The sequence below is a fragment of the Stenotrophomonas hibiscicola ATCC 19867 genome (genome assembly GCF_000382065.1).
GTDB lineage: Bacteria > Pseudomonadota > Gammaproteobacteria > Xanthomonadales > Xanthomonadaceae > Stenotrophomonas > Stenotrophomonas hibiscicola.
In genome coordinates this window covers 86,873-106,556 of record NZ_KB907501.1, presented here as the reverse complement: position 1 = coordinate 106,556, position 19,684 = coordinate 86,873, and the positions used below count along the sequence as shown (strand labels likewise).

The following is a 19,684-nucleotide window of genomic DNA, read 5'->3' as shown; positions in this document are numbered from 1 at the left end:
GATTCGTTGACCCGGGCGGGCGCAGCATGGCCCCGTCGCCCCTTCCCGGAGTCCGCCATGTCCCTGTCCCGCCGCCATCTGCTGGGCCTGGGTGGTGTTGCCACCGCTGCCGGCCTGCTCGGTCTGGGGGCCTGCAGCCGCGCCGCCCCGGCGGCCGCTGAAGCGCGCCCGCCGCGACAGTTCGAGGTCATGCACAGCGATGCGCAATGGCGCCAGCGGTTGACCCCGGCGCAGTACGCGGTGCTGCGCCAGCAGGGCACCGAACGCCCCTGGAGCAGCCCGCTCAACAATGAACACCGGCAAGGCACCTTCGCCTGCGCCGGCTGTGCACTGCCGCTGTTCTCCTCCTCCACCAAGTTCGAGAGCGGCACCGGCTGGCCCAGCTTCTGGGCACCGCTGCACAACGCCATCGGCGAAGACCGCGACGTGACCTTTGGGATGCTGCGGGTAGAGGTGCACTGCCGCCGCTGTGGTGGCCACCTTGGCCACGTGTTCAACGACGGCCCGCGCCCGACGGGGCTGCGCTACTGCATGAACGGTGCGGCGATGGTGTTCGTTCCCGGCGCCACGGACGGTACCGCCGACGGCTGGCGGGTGCCGGTCGGTTCTTCCCCTGCTTCCGGAGCCTGACGATGCTGCTGTTGCTGCTTGCCTACCTCGGCGGCGCGCTGACCCTGCTCAGCCCGTGCATCCTGCCGGTGCTGCCGTTCGTGTTCGCGCGTGCCGACCGCCCCTTCCTGCGCAGCACGCTGCCGTTGCTGCTGGGCATGGCGCTCACCTTCACCGTGGTCGCCAGCCTGGCTGCGGTGGGCAGCCAATGGGTGGCCCAGGCCAACCAGGTCGGACGCTGGGTCGCCCTGCTGCTGATGGCGCTGTTCGCGCTGGCACTGTTGTGGCCGCGACTGGCCGACCATCTGCTGGCGCCATTCCAGCGCGTCGGCGCACGGCTGAGCGCGCGTGCCGATGCGGCGGATGCCGCGGGGCACGGCGGCGCGTGGACCTCGCTGCTGATCGGCGTCGCCACCGGCCTGCTGTGGGCGCCCTGCGCGGGGCCGATCCTCGGCCTGGTGCTGACCGGTGCCGCCCTGCATGGCGCCAGTGCCGGTACCAGTGCGCTGCTGCTCGCGTATGCGCTGGGTGCGATCAGCGCGCTGGCGCTGGCGGTATGGGTAGGTGGCCGCGTGTTCCGCGCGCTGCAGGCGCGGCTTGGGCTGGGCGACGTACTGCGCAAGGTGCTGGGCGTGGCCGCGCTGCTGGCGGTGGTGGCGATTGGTCTGGGCTGGGATACCGGCCTGCTCACCCGTCTTTCGACGGTCAGCACCGCACGCATCGAGCAGGGCCTGCTGGATGCGGTACCCGGTGCGCAGCCGGCGGCACCGCCGATGATGATGATGGCCGGTGCCAACGCCGCAGCCGATGCACCGCTACCGGTGGAAGGCACCCTGCCCGCGCTGGACGGCGCCACCGGCTGGCTCAACAGCCCACCGCTGACGGCCCAGCAGCTGCGCGGCAAGGTGGTACTGGTCGATTTCTGGACGTACTCCTGCATCAACTGCCTGCGCGCGATGCCGTTCGTGCACGAATGGGAACGCCGCTACCGTGACCACGGCCTGGTGGTGGTCGGCGTGCACACGCCGGAGTTCGCCTTCGAGCGTGACCCACGCAACGTGATGAAGGCGGTGCAGCAGCTGAAGGTCGAGTACCCGGTGGCGCTCGACAACCAGTACACGATCTGGCGCGCGTTCAACAACCGCTACTGGCCGGCGCAGTACTTCGTCGATGTGCAGGGCAACATCCGCGGCCACCAGTTCGGCGAAGGCAACTACGCGCGCTCGGAACAGGTGATCCGTCGCCTGCTGGCCGAAGCCGGGCAGACGAACCTGCCGCCACCCGCCGATCCCGCTGCCGCCGACCTGAAGGGCGTGGCCGTGCAGGCCGACATGGGCAACCTGCGCTCGCCGGAAACCTACCTCGGCCACGCCCGTGCCGAGCAGTTCGCCTCACCCGGCGGACAGCGCAGCGACAGCGCGTTCGACTACACGCTGCCGACCACCCTGGCGTTGAACCAGTGGGGACTGTCCGGCCACTGGACCATTACCGACGAGACCGCAGAGCTGCAGCGGGCCGGTGGCCGCATTGCCTTCCAGTTCCATGCGCGCGACCTGCACCTGGTGCTGGCACCGACCCGCGACGGCACGCCGGTGCGCTTTCGCGTCTGGCTGGACGGCAAGCCGCTGCCCGCCGCCGATGCCGGCAGCGATGTCGATGCCGATGGCAGTGGCGTGGTCGACGAGCACCGCCTGTACCAGCTGGTGCGCCAGCGCGGCACGGTCGGTCCGCACCGCTTCGAGATCGAATTCCTCGATGCGGGCGTGCAGGCCTATGCCTTCACTTTTGGTTGAAACGGGAGGACATGATGAAACTCTCCTTTGAACAGGGCATCGCCGCCGGTGTCGCCGGACTGGTGGCCACCGCATTGATCGCCGGTGTGCTGCTGGTCGACCACGGCGCGGCTGCGGCGCCGGTCGAAGCCAGCGCGCAGACCCAGGCAGTACCGGCACCCACGGGCGATGCGGCGTTCCGCGATGACGCGACCCACGCCAGCGTGGTGTTCGCCGGCGGTTGCTTCTGGGGCGTGCAGGGCGTGTTCCAGCACGTCAAGGGCGTGAGCAATGCGGTGTCCGGCTACATCGGCGGCAGCGCCGCCGACGCGCGTTACGAGCGGGTCAGCAGCGGCCAGACCGGCCACGCCGAAGCAGTGAAGATTGACTACGACCCGCGCCAGGTCAGCTACGGGCAGTTGATGCAGGTGTTCTTCTCGGTGGCACACGACCCGACCCAGCTCAACCGCCAGGGGCCGGACCACGGCAGCCAGTATCGATCGGCAATCTTCACCGATGACGCCCGCCAACGGGCAGCCAGCCGCGCCTACATCGCCCAGCTCGGCCAGGCCGGCAGCTACCGCGCACCGATCGTCACCCAGCTGGTCAGCGGCCAGCGCTTCTACCCGGCCGAAAGCTACCACCAGAATTACATGGCGAACTACCCGCAGGCCGCCTACATCCGCTACTACGACGCACCGAAGCTTGCGGCGCTGGGCAAGCAGTTCCCGGCGCTGTACCGGCGCGAGGCGGCGCTGGTGCCGATGCGGTAGCCGGCATTCCCCCTTGGGCTGACCGACGCTCGGCGGTGCTCTCTGTAGAGCCGAGCCCACGCTCGGCTGCTGTTGGCGGAAGTGCAGCCGAGCATGGGCTCGGCTCTACACACAAAAAAAGACGCACGGCCATCCAGCCGTGCGTTTGGGAAGTATCGGCCGTGCCCCGATCAGGCCAGGCCGACAACGACATGCTAGGCTCGCCATCATCATGGGTACAGCACCAGATGGCGGGATATTCGATGGATACAGATGACCAGGCCTCGATGATTCCCCCCCGCTATCAACGGCTGTCGGATGAGTTGGCCGAAGCCATTCATGGTGGCCGCCTTCCGGTCGGCAGCCGCCTGCCTTCGCTGCGGCAGATGGCCCTGCAGCGCAGGCTCAGCCTGAACACGGTGATTGCCGCCTATCGCCAGCTCGAAGATGCCGGACTGGTGATTCCGCGGCCGAAGGCGGGCTTCGAAGTCGCGCCGCGGCTGTCGGTGCCGGAGCGTTCGCTGCGCGACACCCCATCCGCGCCCACCGCGCCGCTGCAGCAGGTGCTGATGGCCCGGGTACTGGAAGCACAGCGCCGCCCGGGTGTGGTCGATCTGGCCTTCGCCGGCCCACGTGGTCGCCAGTTCTATCCCGGCGCGCAGCTGGCCCGGCATACCGCGCAGGTGCTGCGCCACGGCCAGCAGACGGTGGAGACCTATGCGAGACCCAACGGCTCCCCCCGGCTGCTGGCACAGATCGTGCGCCGCAGTCCGCGCATGGGACTGCACACCCACGCCGAGCGACTCCTGCTGACCCATGGTGCGATGGAAGCCCTGCAGCTGGCGTTGCGCGCGGTCACCCAGCCCGGTGACGCGGTGGGCATCGAGGCGCCGTCCTACTTCAACCTGTATCCGTTGCTGGCCAACCTCGGCCTGCAGGCCATCGAGTTGCCCACCCACCCGCAGCACGGACTGGACGTGGATGCACTGGATGCGCTGCTGGAGCACAGGCCGCTGGCCGCACTGGTGGTGATGCCGACCGTGCACAACCCGCTCGGCTGCACCATGCCGACCGCCGCCAAACAACACCTGGCCGAGCTGGTCAACGCACGGCAGCTGCCGCTGATCGAGGATGCGGTGTACGCCGAGCTGCAGTTCTGCGAACCGCCGGCACCCTTGCTGAAAGCCTTCGATCGCGATGGCTGGGTGATGGTGGTCGGTGGCTTCTCAAAGACACTGGCGCCGGATTACCGCATCGGCTGGCTGGATGGCGGCCGCTTCGCAGAGCGCATCGCACTGCTGAAGTTCCAGTCCACCGGCGGCGAGCCGCAGCTGCTCGGCGATGCGGTGGCCGCGTATCTGGAAGCAGGCAGCTACGAGCACCATCTGCACCGCATGCGCCGCCTGTACCGCGAACAGGTCGGGCGGCTGCGCCAGCTGGTGGCCGAACACTTCCCGGCCGGCACCCGCGCCACCGAACCGCAGGGCGGCTTCCTGCTGTGGCTGGAACTGCCGGGCGTGGACACGCGCGAGCTGTTCGAGCGAGCGCTGCTGGAGGACATCGTGTTCATGCCGGGCCAGGTGTACTCGCGCGGCGCACGCTACCGCCACTGCCTGCGGCTGTCGTGCTGCCAGAGCCTGGATGCGCGCTTCATCGGTGCGGTGGAGCGGCTGGGTGCGATCGCACGGGAGCTGGCAGTGCGCCAGCTCCTGTAGAGCCGAGCCTACGCTCGGCTGCCCTTCGCTGACGGTCCCCGCTGAGCCGAGCATGGGCTCGGCTCTACAGGAAGCAGGTCAGTCGAGCAGGTGCGTACTCAGGATCTGACCATCCGCCCCCGGCAGATGCGGCAGCCGTCCCCAGCACGGCATCGGCAGGCGCTGCTGCAGCGTGGCGATGTTCTCGTCCTGGCGCTGCATCGCACGATCAATGTGGTTGCCGATCCAGCCCAGGCGGTCCACGCCGCTGGCCTGCAGTGATTGCGCAGTCAACCGCGCATGGTTGACGCAGCCAAGTCGCATGCCCACCACCAGCAGCACCGGCAGCTGCAGCGCACGCACCAGGTCGAGCTGGTCCAGCGTGGCCGAAACCGGCGCCAGCCAACCGCCAACCCCCTCCACCACCACGATATCGGCCTGCGCGCGCAGTCGCGCGAACGCGGCCACGATCGGCGCCAGTTCCACCTGCACGCCGTCCTCGGCCGCCGCCAGCTCCGGTGCCAGCGGCTGCCGCAGCGCATATGGGTTCAGGTCGGCATAGTCCGGCACCGGCCAGCTGGCCGCCTGCAGTGCCAGCGCGTCCTCGTTGCGCAGGCCCTGCCCCAGGTCTTCGCTGCCACTGGCCACCGGCTTCATGCCGACTGCACGCAGGCCGCGCCGGCGCAGCGCATGCAGCAGCGCAGTGCTGGCCGCGGTCTTGCCGATTTCGGTGTCGGTGCCGGTAACGAACAGGGCGGGCGGCAGCGTGGCAGGCAACGGCATCGATTGGCTCCAACAGGGCAACAGAGCGTGCATTATCGCCGGCCCGTCGCGCTTGCTAGACTGCGGGCATGTTCGCCAATGCCTCGCTCACCGGCAGCAAGCCGGAACAATACGCCCAGCTGCTGGAACAGGCCCGTGGCCTGGTCTACGCCGAGTCCGACCGCATCGCCAACGCGGCCAACCTCTCCGCACTGGTCTACCACGCCCTGCCCGACCTGAACTGGGTGGGTTTCTACCTGTACGATGGCAAGGAACTGGTGGTCGGCCCGTTCCAGGGCCTGCCGGCCTGCGTGCGCATCCCGCTGGACAAGGGCGTGTGCGGTGCCGCCGCCAGCCAGCGGGTCACCCAGCGCGTGGAGGATGTCGACGCCTTCCCCGGCCACATCGCCTGTGATTCGGCCTCGCGTTCGGAGCTGGTGGTGCCGCTGCTGCGCGGCGATGAACTGATCGGCGTGTTCGACATCGACAGCCCGAAGGTGGGCCGCTTCGATGCCGACGACCAGGCCGGCCTGGAAGCCATTGCGCGCGTGTTCGTCGAGGCGCTGGGATGAACGCACCCAAGCTGCGCAACATTGGCCCCAAGAGCGCGGCCTGGCTGCGCCAGGTCGGCCTGCGCAGCCGCGACGACCTGGTCGCGATCGGAGCGGTCGGTGCCTTCGTCAAGGTCAAGCGTGCCGGCTTCAAGCCCAGCCTGAACCTGCTGTACTCGCTGGAAGGTGCGTTGCTGGACTGCCACTGGCAGGAACTGAGCGAGCCGCAGCGCGATGCGCTGGTACAGGACTATGAAGCGCGCATCGCCGCGCATCCGCTGAAGGCGGCCGGCCCGGCGTCGGGCCCGGTGCATGAGCAGCGCTTCGATGCCGACGATGACGCTGACAGCGTTGCCGAGGGCGCGGACGAGGATTGAGCCGCGCCCTTCTGTAGAGCCGAGCCCACGCTCGGCTGGCTTTTCTGATCGAAGTGCAGCCGAGCATGGCTCGGCTCTACAAGAGCAGATCAGGGCTGCTGCAGCTCCAGCAATTCGCCCACCAGCCCGACCTCACCGCGCTCCAGCCACACACGCAGGCGCGTGCCATGGTCGATGCGCAGCGCCCAGCACAGCGACATCGGCAGGCCGCAGACCTTCGACAGCACCATGCGCAGCGGGCCGCCATGGCTGACCACCAGCGTCGGCACCGGATCGTCATCATCGAGCAGGCGATCCAGCGCGCGCGCGATGCGCCGCTCGAAGTGGCCCCAGCTTTCGCCGTTCGGCGGCGGGAACGCATGCGGGTCAGCATGGAAGGCAGCCAGTGCATCCTCCGGCAGGTCGAACAGCGACTGCCCGTCCCAATCGCCGAAATCCAGTTCTTCCCATTCCTCGTCCGCTTCCACGTCCAGCCCACGCGGCGTGGCCAGCGCCATTGCCGTGTGCAGCGCGCGCAGCCGCGGCGAACTGATCACCCGCTCCCAGGGCTGCGCGGCGTAGGCGTCGACCAGTTCCTGCGGCAGGCGGGCCAGCTGCGGCGGGTCGCTGCGGCCATCGAGGAACTCATCGCGACCGTTGCCGGCATGGCGGACCAGGTCGAGGATCATGCGTGCGTTCCGTACAGGCAACGCGGGGACAGCGGAAAACGGGCGGACATCGGCAACGGCACCACGGGATCGAGGGACCATTCTAAGTGACAGCAAAGGCAGTCGAGCAGGCGCGACGCAACGGGACTGCCTGCGATGCCGTAGACTGCGCGCACTTCCAGGTGACCTGCGGCCACGGCCGGCAGGTTGAAACGGGAAGCCGGTGACGCGTGATTCCACGCCAGGCCGGCGCTGCCCCCGCAACGGTAAGCACGTCAGTTCCGGGCAACACTGCCACTGTGCCTCAGGCATGGGAAGGCGCCTGGACGGTGGCCTCGCGCCGCCCGGCGGCAAGCCCGGAGACCGGCCCGGAAGCCTCAGGTCGCGATGCGGTGGGCATGGCGCTGGATGACCGTGGCGTGCGCTGCGGCATCGGCGCGCGCCTGCCTTCGCGGCTCCTCCCCTTCGCCACGCGGGCGTGCGTGGCACCTGGAGTCCCCCATGAAGCTGCAGTCCCGAATGTTGTCCCTGGCCGTGCTGGCCGCCCTGCCCGCGCTGGCCCAGGCCGCCAATGACACCACCGCGCTCGACCAGATCCTGGTCACTGCGACCCGCACCCCGATCGCCCTGCAGGACAGCATCGCGCCGGCCCAGGTGATCGACCGCGCGCAGATCGAATCCAGCCAGGCCACCTCGCTGCAGGAACTGCTGCGCGGCCGCGCCGGCATCAACCTGACCAATGCCGGCGGCTTGGGCAAGCAGAGCTCGCTGTTCCTGCGCGGCACCAACTCCGGCCACACCGTGGTGCTGGTCGATGGCGTGCGCATCAACAGCGCCGACCTCGGCCTGGCGATGTACCAGGACCTGCCGCTGGCACAGATCGAGCGCGTGGAGATCGTGCGTGGCCCGCAGTCCAGCCTGTACGGCGCGGACGCCATCGGTGGCGTGATCCAGATCTTCACCCGCCGCAGCCAGGGTGACTTCGCCCCGCATTTCCAGCTCGGTGGCGGCAGCAATGGACTGCGCGAGGCCAGTGGCGGCATCGGCGGCGGCACCGAACGCGGCTGGTTCGGCGCTGACATCGCCTACCAGCATTCCGATGGCATCGATGCCTGCCGCGGCTCCTCCTCGGTGTTCACCGCGGGCTGCTTTGCCGACGAGCATGACCGCGACGGCTACCGCAACCTGTCCAAGAGCCTGCGCGGTGGCTACACCTTCAACGACCAATGGAACGTGGAAGGCAGTGCATTGCGTGCCGACGGAAAGAACCATTACGACGGCTACTACAACTATTCGGAAACCCGCCAGCAGGTGCTGTCCGGCAAGCTGCGCTACACCCCGTCCGAACGCCTGGCGTTCACCGCCAATGTCGGCCGCAGTGACAACGAGTCGGACAACTTCGGCGACTTCGATGCCCGTGGCAGCGCCCAGACCCATCGTGACAGTGCCTCGCTGCAGGGCGACTTCGGCATGGCCGAAGGCCAGCTGCTGAGCACCGGCGTGGACTGGAGCGAAGACAAACTGGATGGCAGCAGCGCCGGGTACCTCGTCGACAGCCGTCGCAACACCGGCGTGTTCGTGCAGTACCAGGGCCGCTTCGGCCGCCACCAGCTGCAGGTCAGCGCACGCAACGACGACAACCAGCAGTTCGGCAACCACGCCACCGGCAGCGCCGGCTGGGCGATGGAACTGGGCCACGGCCTGCGCCTCAACGCCAGCTATGGCACCGCGTTCAAGGCGCCGACCTTCAGCGATCTGTACGACCCGTGGAGCGGCGTGCCGACGTTGAACCCGGAGAAGTCCAAGAGCGCCAACCTGGGCGTTTCGCAGCAGGGACAGGGCTGGCACTGGGGCCTGGACGTATATGAAACCCGCATCGATGATCTGATTACCTACGATGCGGCGACCTTCAGGATGCAGCAAGTGGAGAAGGCCCGCATCCGCGGCGCCGAACTGACCGGTGGCGTGTTGCTGGCCGGCTTCGACATCAACGCACAGCTCAGCTACACCGACCCGCGCAACCGTACCCATGGCAGCAGCCAGTTCGACAACTGGCTGCCGCGCCGCGCGCAGCAGACCGCACGCCTGGACATCGACCGCCGCTTCGGCGACTTCCGCGCCGGCCTGACGGTTCAGGGTTCAGGCAAGCGTTATGACAATGCGGCCAACACGATAAAGGTCGGCGGTTACGGTACGCTGGACCTGCGCGCCGAGTACGCGCTGACGCCGTCGTGGACGCTGCTGGCGCGTGCCGCCAATGTGTTCGATCGCCGCTACGAGACCGTGGCGTGGTTCAACCAGCCCGGCCGCGAGTACCAGCTGAGCGTGCGTTACCAGCCGAAATGAAGGCGCGCGCCGGGCATCGCCCGGCGCCTCCTGATGCCATCGACGCATGGCGTCGATCTACTGTAGAGCCGAGCCCATGCTCGGCTCACGCAATGAAGCAGCCGAGCGTGGGCTCGGCTCTACGCCCGAACGCCCGCGGCCAACCCCGGCAACTCACGCAGGTCGTCGATCACTGCCACCGCGTGCGCGCTGCCCAGGTCCAGGCCGCGCGGATAGCCGTAGCGCACCAGCGCGATCGGCATGCCCGCATCTTCGGCGGCGCGGTAGTCGGTCAACGAATCTCCCACCATCAGGCACGCCTCCACCGGCAGCGCGAAATGCGCGGCGATGTGCCGCAGCGGTTCGCCACTGGGCTTGCGCTGCGGCAGCGAATCACCGCCCAGTATCAGCGCGAACGCATCACCAATGCCCAGGTGCTGCAGCAGCGGCGGCACCAGTGCTTCGGGCTTGTTGGTGCAGATCGCCAGTGGCACGTCGCGCGCGCGCAGCTGCGCCAGTGCGTCGGCCACGCCATCGAACAGGCGCGGGCTGCGCAGCAGGCATTCACGGTAGTGAACCATGAACACCGGCATCACTTCGGCCAGGTCGACCTCGCGGCCTGCCGCATGCACGGCCTGTTCGACCAGGCGGCGCACACCGTCGCCGATCCAGCCGAGCACGGTGGCTTCCGGCACGCGTGCCATGCCTATGTCCTCCAGCGTGCGGTTCAGCGCTTCGGCGATATCAGCTGCGCTGTCGACCAGCGTGCCATCAAGGTCGAACACGACCAGTGGATAGGGATACGACAAGGAACGGCACCTGCACGACGTGGGCCCCCCATTGTACGCCGCTGGTTTCCGCGCCGATTCGCCTCAACCGATCCGGCGCGCTCGGGTGGCCAGGAAGGTGGGAAGATAACGGTCGATCAGGAAGCGCGGCCGCGGCTGCCAGTCTTCCATGAAGCGATCGATGACGAAGCCGGCATCCAGCTGGCCACCAATCAGCTCGGTCAGGCTGTGGCCAAAGGTCAATGCGTCGCCACGGGCCAGCTTCGCCTCGCGTTCGGCTTGCGGCAGGTCTTCCAGGTCCGAATAGGGAATGGCGTACTGCGGACGGATCAGGCCCTGTGCATCCAGCTGCGGATCGCGCGCACCCACGAACAGCACCGGATTGTAGAAACTGGCCATCAGCATGCCATCGCGCGCCAGCACGCGGCGGCATTCAGTCCATACCGGGCGCACGTCAGGGACGTAGAGGTTCGAGATCGGGTGGAACACCACATCGAAACTGTCATTGGCAAACACGTGCAGGTCGCGCATGTCACCCTGCACGGTGCGCAGCTGCAGGCCATCGCGCGCGGCGACCGCGCGGTCCTGTTCAAGCTGCCCGTCGGAGAGGTCGAACACGGTGACATCGGCGCCAGCGGCAGCAAGCACCGGTGCCTGTTGGCCACCACCCGAGGCCAGGCACAGGATGCGACGGCCGCGCACGTCGCCCATCCAGTCCAGCGGCAACGCGCGCGGCGTCAAGTGCACCTGCCAGCGGCCTGCGCGCGCGGCAGCAATCGTTGAGCTTTCCACCGGGCGCGACCATTCGCGCGCTTCACTGGCCTGGCGGTCCCAGGCAGCACGGTTGTGGTCGATCAAGGCCTGTCCATGGTTCATGTGTCCTCCGTGCCCGGCGGGCGCCAATCCAGATCCTGGAAGGCCGGGCCGGCGAAGCACTCGCCCAGGAAGTCCAGGAATCGCCGCATGATAGCGGGCTGCTGTCGCCGTGATGCGTACACGGCATGAATGCCGAGCTCGTCCAGACTGAATTCGGGCAGCAGTTCGACCAGTTCGCCACTGCGCAGCATCGGCGCCACCTGGTAGGTCGGCAGCATGGCGATACCGGCACCGGCCCGCACCGCCTCCAGCAGCAGCGATGCCTCGTTGGCACTGATGTTGCCGCCCACAGCCACCGACAGCGAACGGCCATCGCGGTGCAGCTGCCACAGGCTCTTGCCGACGTAGTGGTGGGTCAGGCAGTTGTGCGCGGCCAGGTGTTCGGGAGCGGTTGGCGTACCGCGCGCCTCCAGGTAGGACGGCGTCGCGCACAGCACCGAGCGGCAGGTCGCCAGCCGCCGTGCGATCAGGCTGGGATCGATCTGGCGCGCGATGCGCACGGCCAGGTCCACCCGTTCTTCCACCAGGTTCACGGTGCGGTCGACCAGCAGCAGTTCGATGCGCGCGGCAGGATGGCGCGCGACGAAACCGGCCACCGCTCGTGCCAGGTGGCTCTGCCCGAACGACACGCTGGCGGTCACCCGCAGCGTGCCGTGCGGTTCGGGATCATCGCTGGCCAGCTCGCCCTGCAGTTCCTCACTTATCGCCAGCATCTGCCGGAAGCGCGCCAGCGCCGCTTCGCCGGGGCCGGTCAGGCTGACCCGCCGTGTGGTCCGGTGCAGCAGGCGCGCGCCCAGCCAACCCTCGACCTCGGCCAGGTAACGGCTGACCATCGCCCGTGACATGTCCAGCACCTCTGCCGCTGCGGTCAGGCTGCCGCGCTCGGCCACCTCGACGAACACGGTCATGGCGGTCAATCGGTCCATATGCTCGCTCCATGCAACAAACAAGCGCGTTATACGCTGTTTTTCGAGCGACTGCAGCGGCCTACAGTGGCCGCGTCCCCCCCACACCGCCCCACGGAGTCCTGCCATGAAGATCGCCCTCGTCGGTTCCACCGGCAACATCGGCCGCCAGATCGCCCGCCACGCGCTGGCGAACGGCCACGAACTCACTGTCATCGTGCGCAGCGCGCAGGATCTTCCGGCCGAACTGACCGGCGCCCATCCGGTGGTCGCCTCGCTGAATGACCAGGACGCGCTGGTCGCCGCCATCGCCGGCCACGACGTGCTGGCCAGCGCCTACGGCCCACGCCCGGGCGATGACATCGGCCGCGTCGGCGAGGTGGCCGCACAGCTGGCCGCGGCCGCGCGCAAGGCAGGTGTACCGCGCCTGGTGGTGGTCGGCGGTGCCGGCAGCCTGGAAGTCGCACCCGGCGTGCAGCTGGTCGATACCCCCACCTTCCCGGAGGCCTACAAGCCATACGCGCTGGCCCATCGAGAAGCCTTCAATCGACTGCAGGTGGTGGACGACCTGGACTGGACCTTCTTCTCGCCGGCCGCCGAAATCGGCCCGGGCGAAGAGCGTGGCCATTACCGCGTGCAGCCCAGGGCCTTCCTGGCCGACGCCAGCGGCCACAGCCGCATCAGTTATGCCGACTACGGCGCCGCGTTCGTCGCCGAGCTGGAAGCGCACAAGTACCCGAAGCAGATCATCACGGCAGCGTATTGATCATGCCGTCCGCCGGGCATGGCCCGGCGCTACCTCCCTGTAGAGCCGAAGGCAACGGCAGGAGCCGTTGCCAACATCGCTTGCGACGGCCCGTAGGGGGCCGGGCAAGGACGCCCGGCATAGCCCGCGCTCGGCTCTACGCGAACATGCAGCCGGGCATTGGCCCGGCTCTAGACAAGGAATTCCCATGCGTACCGCTGCCCTGCTGCTTCCCCTCGCCCTGGCCGCCACTTTCACCAGTGCGCCGCTGCTGGCCGCACCGGCCACCGCGGCGCCGACCACCGCGACGAAATCCCAACTGCACCTGCAGACCTTCCATCCCGGCCCGCAGGCAATGTTCCCGGTGTCCTCGGTGCTGATCGAAGGCCGCCACGACGCGATCCTGGTCAATGCGCAGTTCGGTGCCAGCGACGCGCGCAAACTGGTCGAGCTGATCCGCGCCAGCGGCAAGCAGTTGACCACGATCTATATCAGCCACGGCGATCCGGACTACTACTTCGGCCTGGCCACGCTGCAGGATGCGTTCCCGCAGGCGCGCATCGTCGCTACCGCGCAGACCGTTGCCCACATCCAGCAGACACAGGCCGGCAAGCTGGCCTACTGGGGCCCGAAGATGGCTGCCGACGTGCCCGCGCGCATCGTGCTGCCGCAGGTGCTGGAGGGCGATGCCCTGCAACTGGAAGGCCAGCGCCTGCCGCTGATCGGCCTGGACGGACCGACCCCGGACCGCACCGTGCTGTGGGTGCCGTCGCTGCGCGCGATCGTCGGTGGCATTCCGGTGGTGGCGGGCGAGCACGTGTGGATGGCCGACACGCAGACGCCGAAGTCACATGCCGACTGGCTGCAGACCCTGCAGCAGCTGCAGGCGCTGAAGCCGAAGGTGGTGGTGCCGGGGCACTACGCGCCAGGTGCGGCGCTGGATGCCAGTGCACTGCGCTTCACTGCGGACTACATCCGCACGTTCGATATCGAAGCGGCAAAGGCGAAGGACAGTGCGGCGCTGGTGCAGGCAATGCAGTCGCGCTACCCGAAGCTGGATGGCGTCGCATCGCTGGAGCTGAGCGCGAAGGTGGCCAAGGGCGAGATGCAGTGGCCATGAGGTAGGGAGTTTTCTTTTGCAGGGCTGCGCCCTGCACCTGCTCAATGCAACGGCAACAGCCGAAGCAACAGCAACAGCTGGCTATCCGTGGGATGGCGAGGTGGGTCCGGTTGCGGGGGACGCTGCAAGTACGTCCATGTAAGCTCGGTCGCCGCATCCATGCGGCTCACGCCCCCGCAACCGGCCCCACCCCGCCTTCGACAGTTTCCTGCTGCTGATGGAACCTGCTGCTGTTGGTGGGTGCCGACCGTTGGTCGGCACGGCAATGATCAGTGCTCGAACAATTCCCCCTGCACCACCGGTTCCTTTTCGCGGAAGCCACCCAAGCCGACGCCGACCAGGCGGTAACGGGTCTCCGCCGGCAGGTCGACGCGGGCGCGCAGGGCCAGCGCGATGTCGCGCAGTTCTTCCATCGATTCCGGCGGGCGCTCCGGGGTGAAGCTGCGGGTGAGGATGCGGAACTGCGCGGTCTTCAGCTTCAGCACCACGGTGTGGCCGACGCGCTCGGTCTTGCGCGTGGCATTCCAGGTCTTCTCCGCCAGTTGCACGATCGCCTCGCCCAGGTCTTCCAGCAGCAGGTCCTCGGCAAAGGTGTCCTCCGAGGAGATCGACTGTACCTGCTGGTCCGGTTCCACCGGCCGCTCGTCGACGCCGCGTGCACGGTTGTACAGGCTGCGGCCGAAACTGCCGAACGCCTCTTCCAGGTCGACCAGGGACCACTGCCGCAGGTCGCCGCAGGTGACAATGCCACGCGCGGCAAGTTTGCCTTCCATCACCTTGCCGACGCCGGGCACCCGGTTCACCGGCAGCGGCAGCAGGAACGCGTCCACCCGCTGCGGTGGAATCACGAACTGGCCATCGGGCTTGCGCCAGTCCGAAGCGATCTTGGCCAGGAACTTGTTCGGCGCGATCCCGGCTGAAGCGGTCAGGTTCGTCTCCTCACGGATCTGCGCACGGATGGTGCGGGCGATGTCGGTGGCCAGTTCGATGCCGCTCTTCGGCTCGGTCACGTCCAGGTAGGCCTCGTCCAGCGACAACGGCTCGACCAGGTCGGTGTGGCGCAGGAAGATCTCGCGCACCTGGCGTGACACCGCCTTGTAACGTGCAAAGTCAGGCGGCACGAAGATCGCGTCCGGACACAGGCGTTCGGCGCGCAGCGCCGGCATCGCCGAACGCACGCCGAACACGCGTGCCTCGTAGGACGCCGCACACACCACCGAGCGCGCGCCGCGCCATGCCACAACCACCGGCTTGCCGCGCAGTGACGGATCGTCGCGCTGCTCCACCGACGCGTAGAACGCGTCCATGTCGACGTGGATGATCTTGCGCAGTCCGGTCATGTCAGGCGGAAAGGGCGGGGGCGTGCCGAACGGGCCACACGCCGAAGTATGGTCGTTGCACATCAACAGGATGCGCGTATTCCATTGAAAACACTACGGTTGCGTACGGTTGAAATGTTTGATCGGCGCAGTTTCCACGGGCATCCTCGAACGCTTGTTTCCCTGTTTCCCCGCTTCCAGGATTGTGCTTCATGACCCGTCTCCACGCGTTCAACCGCGAACAGCTGCTGGCCAGCGCACGCGGTGAACTGTTCGGCACCGCCGCCGGCCGTTTGCCCAACGATCCGATGCTGATGTTCGACCGCATCACCGACATCCACGAGGACGGCGGACCGCACGGCAAGGGCATGGTACGCGCCGAGCTGGATATCCGCCCGGACCTGTGGTTCTTCGGCTGCCACTTCATCGGCGACCCGGTGATGCCCGGCTGCCTGGGCCTGGATGCCATGTGGCAGCTGACCGGCTTCTTCCTGACCTGGCTGGGCGCCCCCGGCAAGGGCCGCGCGCTGGGCTGTGGCGAGGTGAAGTTCACCGGCCAGGTACTGCCGGACGCCAAGCTCGTACGCTACGAGATCGACATCAGCCGGGTCATCAACCGCAAGCTGGTGATGGCCCAGTCCGATGCCCGCATGTACGTGGATGATCGCGAAATCTACAGCGCCCGCGACCTGCGCGTCGGCCTGTTCACCGAAACCGGGAGCTTCTGATGCGTCGCGTCGTCATCACCGGCATGGGCATCACCTCCTGCCTCGGCAATGATCTGGATACCGTTTCGGCCGCGCTGCGCGAAGGGCGCTCGGGCATCACCGCCCTGGCCGACCACGCCGAAGCGGGCCTGCGCAGCCAGGTCGGCGGTCGTGTCGACCTCGATCTGGAGGCGCTGATCGACCGCAAGCAGAAGCGCTTCATGAGCGACGCGGCGGCCTTCGCCTACCTGGCCATGCGCGATGCCATCGCCGATGCCGGGCTCAGCGCCGAGCAGGTCAGCAGCCTGCGCACCGGCCTGATCGCCGGTTCCGGTGGCGGCTCCAGCGAATGGCAGATCGGCGCGGTCGACCTGCTGCGCGAACGTGGTGTGCGCAAGGTCGGCCCGTACATGGTGCCGCGCACGATGTGCTCGACGGTCTCGGCCTGCCTGGCCACCGCCTACCAGATCAAGGGCGTCAGCTATTCGTTGTCGGCCGCCTGCGCGACCTCGGCGCACTGCATCGGCGCCGCCGCGGACATGATCCGCCATGGCGCGCAGGACATCATGTTCGCCGGTGGCGGCGAAGACCTGCACTGGTCGATGAGCGTGATGTTCGATGCGATGGGCGCGCTGTCGACCAGCTTCAACGAGACCCCGGCCAGCGCCTCGCGCCCGTACGACAAGGACCGCGACGGCTTCGTCATCGCCGGCGGTGGTGGCATGCTGGTGCTGGAGGACTACGACCACGCCGTTGCGCGCGGCGCGCGCATCCATGCCGAACTGATCGGCTATGGCGTGACCTCCGACGGCGCCGACATGGTCGCCCCGTCCGGTGAAGGCGCGGTGCGCTGCATGAAGATGGCACTGCAGGGCGTCGATCGCCCGCTGGATTACCTCAACACCCACGGCACCTCCACGCCGCTGGGCGACGTCACCGAGCTCAACGCCATCCGCGAAGTGTTCGGCGATGCGGTGCCGCCGCTGTCCTCGACCAAGGCGCTGTCCGGCCATTCGCTGGGTGCGGCCAGCGTGCACGAGGCGATCTACTGCCTGCTGATGATGCGCGATGGCTTCGTTGCCGGTTCGGCCAACATCGGCGAACTGGACCCGAAGGTGGAGAGCTTCCCGATCCTGCGCGAAAGCCGCGCGCAGACGCTGGACACGGTGATGTCCAACAGCTTCGGCTTCGGTGGCACCAACGCCGCGCTGGTGTTCGGGCGGGTGTGATGGGGGCAGGCGTGCCGACCAACGGTCGGCACCCACCGTCAGGGGCGGTCGGCACCCACCGCTACTTCGGCAGCAGCGGCAGCAGCAACGCGTGCGCATCCACCAGCGAACCGACAATGCGATGGCCAAGCGCGCGCAGCTCTTCGTCAGGATGCACCAGGTCCGGTACCTGGATCACGGTCATGCCAGCGGCCAATGCCGCGCGCGTGCCAGCGGGTGAGTCTTCCAGCGCCAGGCAGCGCCCAGGCACCTGGCCCAGTCGCTGCGCGGCCAGCAGGTAGATGTCCGGCGCCGGTTTCGGCCGCGCCACGTCGCCACTGGTGATCACCGCGTCGAAATACGGCAGCAGTCCGGCCGCCGCCAGCTTGCGGTTGGCACGCGGCTGCCGCGTGGTGGTGGCCACCGCGCGCGGTACCGCGTGCGCCTTCAGCAGCTCCAGCAGTTCCAGGATGCCCGGACGCAACGGCAGGCCGGTCTGTGTGCGTCCTTCGTACAGTTCGTGGCAGCGTGCAGCGACCGCCTCGATCACGCTGTCCTCGATACCCTGCGTACGCAGCAGCGCGTGCGAATCCCGGTCGCCGAGGCCGACCATGCGCAGGAACACTGCCTCGTCCAGGCCCAGTGCGAATTCGTCGGCGGCCTCGCTCCAGCAGGCCAGCGAGACGCGCTCGCTGTCGATCATCAGGCCGTCCATGTCGAAGATGACGGCGTCGGGGAGGAACGGCAGCGCAGCAATGGTGGTCATGGAGCGAACAGCGTATCCAGGTCGGTGGAAGTGAGCTGCCGCCATTGCCCCTCGTCCAGTCCCTGCAGGTCCAGCCCGCCAACACGACTGCGGTGCAGGGCCTGCACGTGGTTGCCGGTGGCGGCGAACATGCGGCGTACCTGATGGTAGCGGCCTTCGTGCAGCACCAGGCGCGCGCGACGCGCATCCAGCACTTCCAGTTCAGCCGGCAGCAGGGGCGTCTTCTCGGACTCCAGCATCAGCGTGCCGCTGGCGAACAGCGCCACCTCGTCGCCGCGCAGGTCCTCGCTCAATTCGACCTCATAGACTTTCGGCAGCTTCGACTTCGGCGAGATGATCCGGTGCAGCAGGCTGCCATCGTCGGTCAGCAGCAGCAGGCCGCTGGTCTCGCGGTCGAGGCGGCCCACCGTGGACAGCACCGGATCGCGGTCGCGGAAGCGCGGCGGCAACAGGTCGTAGATCAGGCGGCCGGTATCCTTGGTCGAACAGGTGTAGCCAGCCGGCTTGTGCAGCGCGATCGACAGGCCCACCGGCGGGTCCAGCGGCTCGCCATCAACCCGGATCACCTCGTGCGGCACCTGGTCGTCGGCGTACAGTACCTCGCCGTCGGCGTCGGTGATGCGGCCTTCGCGGAACATCCACTGCACCTGCTTGCGGCTGCCATAGCCCAGATTGGCAATGTGCTTGACCAGTTTCACTTGCCTTTCCCCTTCACCGCTTCAACCAGCTTGAAGCCGTCGCGCTCGGCGACCACGCGCACCGCGCCGAAGCTGTCGTTGAGGGTGTGCTCGTACGGCAGGTGGCGATTGGCCACCACGTACAGGCGCCCGCCCGGGCGCAGCGCCTGCGCAGCCACGGCAATGAAGCGCTGGCCGATGTCCGGGCGGTCGGCACGCGATGGGGTGTGGAACGGCGGGTTGCTGATGATGACGTCGTAGCCCGGCTCGATGCCGGCGGTGACGTCGCGCCACAGGAAGCGCAGCGGCAGCGGGCGCGGCGGCGGCGCCAGGTTCAGCTCGGCCAGCGCCAGTGCGCGCTGCTCGGCTTCGTACAGGTCCAGCGCGGTGATCTTCGGGCAACGCTCCAGCAGTTCGCGTGACAGGTAACCGTAGCCAGCGCCCAGGTCGGCAGCACGCCCGGCCAGCTCGGCCGGCAGGTGCTCGGCCAACAGTGCCGAGGCCGGGTCGATGCGATCCCAGGCGAACACGCCCGGACGACTGAGGAAACGGCCGCCGACGATCGGGCGCACCGCGTCCAGTGCCGACCAGCGCTTGGCCAGGTCAGCGTCGTGCTGGCCCTGCAGTGGGGCGGTCCAGTACACGCGGCAATGGTTCTTGGTCAGGCTGCCGCCGAGGCCGGCCAACTGCTTGAGGTCGCCTTCGCCGGAGCGCGCGCCTTCGTTGTTGGACTGGCAGGCGACGATGCGGCCACCGTCGGCGACCAGCGCCAGCGCGCGCGCAAACAACGCACGAGCCTCTTCGCGCTGGCGCGGCGGCAGCACCAGCACCAACGGGTAGCGGCCCTTGCCGGCCACATCATCCAGCTGGCCGCTGACGGTCCAGCCGGCGGCCTGCTGCAGCGGCTGCGCGAACGGGGCGAAGCTCTGTTCACAGTGCACCTCGCGGTTGCCGGCCGCTTCGCGCAGCGGCCAGCCGTCGCGGGCCCGCAGGAAGGCCACCGGACCTTCCGGCCAGCGCAGGGCACCTTGTGAAAACGGCAGGAACAGGGTCTGCAGGGGGGCGTCGTCGCTGGAGGCCATCG

The 19,684-nt window shown here is 68.2% G+C and carries 20 protein-coding genes and 1 riboswitch; of the genes, 11 read left to right on the top strand and 9 right to left on the bottom strand.

All coding sequences use genetic code 11. The features are described from left to right. The first annotated feature begins 57 nt into the window (after window positions 1-57). The 4 genes from msrB to G370_RS0112730 all read left to right on the top strand — a co-directional run bounded on the left by msrB (window position 58) and on the right by G370_RS0112730 (window position 4,848). Window positions 58-630, top strand: coding sequence for a peptide-methionine (R)-S-oxide reductase MsrB (gene msrB, locus G370_RS0112745; protein WP_019660941.1), 573 nt, complete (start codon window positions 58-60; stop codon window positions 628-630). 2 nt (window positions 631-632) lie between these two features. Continuing rightward, window positions 633-2,402, top strand: coding sequence for a cytochrome c biogenesis protein DipZ (locus G370_RS0112740; protein ID WP_019660940.1), 1,770 nt, complete (start codon window positions 633-635; stop codon window positions 2,400-2,402). 14 nt (window positions 2,403-2,416) lie between these two features. After that, window positions 2,417-3,154 carry a peptide-methionine (S)-S-oxide reductase MsrA gene (msrA, locus tag G370_RS0112735; protein ID WP_026347122.1) on the top strand — a complete coding sequence of 246 codons (738 nt, stop codon included), beginning with the start codon at window positions 2,417-2,419 and terminating at the stop codon, window positions 3,152-3,154. 242 nt (window positions 3,155-3,396) lie between these two features. After that, complete coding sequence (locus G370_RS0112730) at window positions 3,397-4,848, top strand: aminotransferase-like domain-containing protein (protein WP_019660938.1); 1,452 nt, start codon at window positions 3,397-3,399, stop codon at window positions 4,846-4,848. 78 nt (window positions 4,849-4,926) lie between these two features. Here G370_RS0112730 and bioD read toward each other — a convergent pair whose 3' ends face one another. Continuing rightward, on the bottom strand, window positions 4,927-5,610 hold the full coding sequence (bioD, locus tag G370_RS0112725; RefSeq protein WP_019660937.1) for a dethiobiotin synthase: 684 nt from the start codon (window positions 5,608-5,610) through the stop codon (window positions 4,927-4,929). A 68-nt stretch (window positions 5,611-5,678) separates the two neighbouring features. Here bioD and G370_RS0112720 point away from each other — a divergent pair, with 68 nt between their 5' ends. After that, window positions 5,679-6,161, top strand: coding sequence for a GAF domain-containing protein (locus G370_RS0112720; RefSeq protein WP_005407940.1), 483 nt, complete (start codon window positions 5,679-5,681; stop codon window positions 6,159-6,161). Then, window positions 6,158-6,517 carry a TfoX/Sxy family protein gene (locus G370_RS0112715; protein WP_019660936.1) on the top strand — a complete coding sequence of 120 codons (360 nt, stop codon included), beginning with the start codon at window positions 6,158-6,160 and terminating at the stop codon, window positions 6,515-6,517. Before G370_RS0112720 ends, G370_RS0112715 begins: the two co-directional genes overlap by 4 nt. 89 nt (window positions 6,518-6,606) lie before the next feature. Here the strand turns inward: G370_RS0112715 and G370_RS0112710 are convergent, their stop codons facing one another. After that, a complete protein-coding gene (locus G370_RS0112710; RefSeq protein WP_019660935.1) occupies window positions 6,607-7,185 on the bottom strand; it encodes a histidine phosphatase family protein in 579 nt (192 codons plus the stop codon). 142 nt (window positions 7,186-7,327) lie between these two features. Then, window positions 7,328-7,550: riboswitch (cobalamin riboswitch) on the top strand. Between the two features lie 115 nt (window positions 7,551-7,665). Between G370_RS0112710 and btuB the strand changes: the two genes are divergently transcribed. Continuing rightward, on the top strand, window positions 7,666-9,510 hold the full coding sequence (btuB, locus tag G370_RS0112705) for a TonB-dependent vitamin B12 receptor (protein ID WP_019660934.1): 1,845 nt from the start codon (window positions 7,666-7,668) through the stop codon (window positions 9,508-9,510). Between the two features lie 119 nt (window positions 9,511-9,629). On the opposite strand, the gene gph is transcribed toward btuB, so the two are convergent. The 3 genes from gph to G370_RS0112690 all read right to left on the bottom strand — a co-directional run bounded on the left by gph (window position 9,630) and on the right by G370_RS0112690 (window position 12,079). Further along, window positions 9,630-10,298, bottom strand: a complete 669-nt coding sequence (gph, locus tag G370_RS0112700) for a phosphoglycolate phosphatase (protein ID WP_019660933.1) — start codon at window positions 10,296-10,298, stop codon at window positions 9,630-9,632. Window positions 10,299-10,361: 63 nt separating this feature from the next. Further along, entirely contained in the window at window positions 10,362-11,153 is a 792-nt protein-coding gene (locus G370_RS0112695; protein ID WP_019660932.1) for a class I SAM-dependent methyltransferase, read from the bottom strand. After that, window positions 11,150-12,079 (bottom strand): LysR family transcriptional regulator, encoded by a 930-nt coding sequence (locus tag G370_RS0112690; RefSeq protein WP_019660931.1) that lies wholly within the window; start codon window positions 12,077-12,079, stop codon window positions 11,150-11,152. The genes G370_RS0112695 and G370_RS0112690 overlap by 4 nt, the downstream gene beginning before the upstream one ends. Window positions 12,080-12,185: 106 nt before the next feature. Here G370_RS0112690 and G370_RS0112685 point away from each other — a divergent pair, with 106 nt between their 5' ends. Beyond that, the gene (locus G370_RS0112685) at window positions 12,186-12,824 is read left to right on the top strand and encodes an NAD(P)-dependent oxidoreductase (protein WP_019660930.1); all 639 of its coding nucleotides are present in this window, start codon (window positions 12,186-12,188) and stop codon (window positions 12,822-12,824) included. Between the two features lie 187 nt (window positions 12,825-13,011). Further along, window positions 13,012-13,923, top strand: a complete 912-nt coding sequence (locus G370_RS0112680; RefSeq protein ID WP_019660929.1) for an MBL fold metallo-hydrolase — start codon at window positions 13,012-13,014, stop codon at window positions 13,921-13,923. Window positions 13,924-14,192: 269 nt separating this feature from the next. On the opposite strand, the gene dinB is transcribed toward G370_RS0112680, so the two are convergent. Next, window positions 14,193-15,263 carry a DNA polymerase IV gene (gene dinB, locus G370_RS0112675; protein WP_019660928.1) on the bottom strand — a complete coding sequence of 357 codons (1,071 nt, stop codon included), beginning with the start codon at window positions 15,261-15,263 and terminating at the stop codon, window positions 14,193-14,195. 191 nt (window positions 15,264-15,454) lie between these two features. Here dinB and fabA point away from each other — a divergent pair, with 191 nt between their 5' ends. Further along, a complete protein-coding gene (fabA, locus tag G370_RS0112670; protein ID WP_014035851.1) occupies window positions 15,455-15,970 on the top strand; it encodes a 3-hydroxyacyl-[acyl-carrier-protein] dehydratase FabA in 516 nt (171 codons plus the stop codon). Beyond that, a complete protein-coding gene (gene fabB, locus G370_RS0112665; protein ID WP_019660927.1) occupies window positions 15,970-17,178 on the top strand; it encodes a beta-ketoacyl-ACP synthase I in 1,209 nt (402 codons plus the stop codon). Before fabA ends, fabB begins: the two co-directional genes overlap by 1 nt. A gap of 61 nt (window positions 17,179-17,239) precedes the next feature. Here the strand turns inward: fabB and G370_RS0112660 are convergent, their stop codons facing one another. The 3 genes from G370_RS0112660 to G370_RS0112650 are packed head-to-tail and all read right to left on the bottom strand — an operon-like array spanning window position 17,240 to window position 19,682. After that, window positions 17,240-17,923, bottom strand: a complete 684-nt coding sequence (locus G370_RS0112660; RefSeq protein ID WP_019660926.1) for an HAD family hydrolase — start codon at window positions 17,921-17,923, stop codon at window positions 17,240-17,242. Beyond that, window positions 17,920-18,621, bottom strand: a complete 702-nt coding sequence (locus G370_RS0112655; protein ID WP_019660925.1) for a pseudouridine synthase — start codon at window positions 18,619-18,621, stop codon at window positions 17,920-17,922. The genes G370_RS0112660 and G370_RS0112655 overlap by 4 nt, the downstream gene beginning before the upstream one ends. Beyond that, window positions 18,618-19,682 carry a class I SAM-dependent methyltransferase gene (locus G370_RS0112650; RefSeq protein ID WP_019660924.1) on the bottom strand — a complete coding sequence of 355 codons (1,065 nt, stop codon included), beginning with the start codon at window positions 19,680-19,682 and terminating at the stop codon, window positions 18,618-18,620. The genes G370_RS0112655 and G370_RS0112650 overlap by 4 nt, the downstream gene beginning before the upstream one ends. Between the last annotated feature and the right edge of the window lie 2 nt (window positions 19,683-19,684).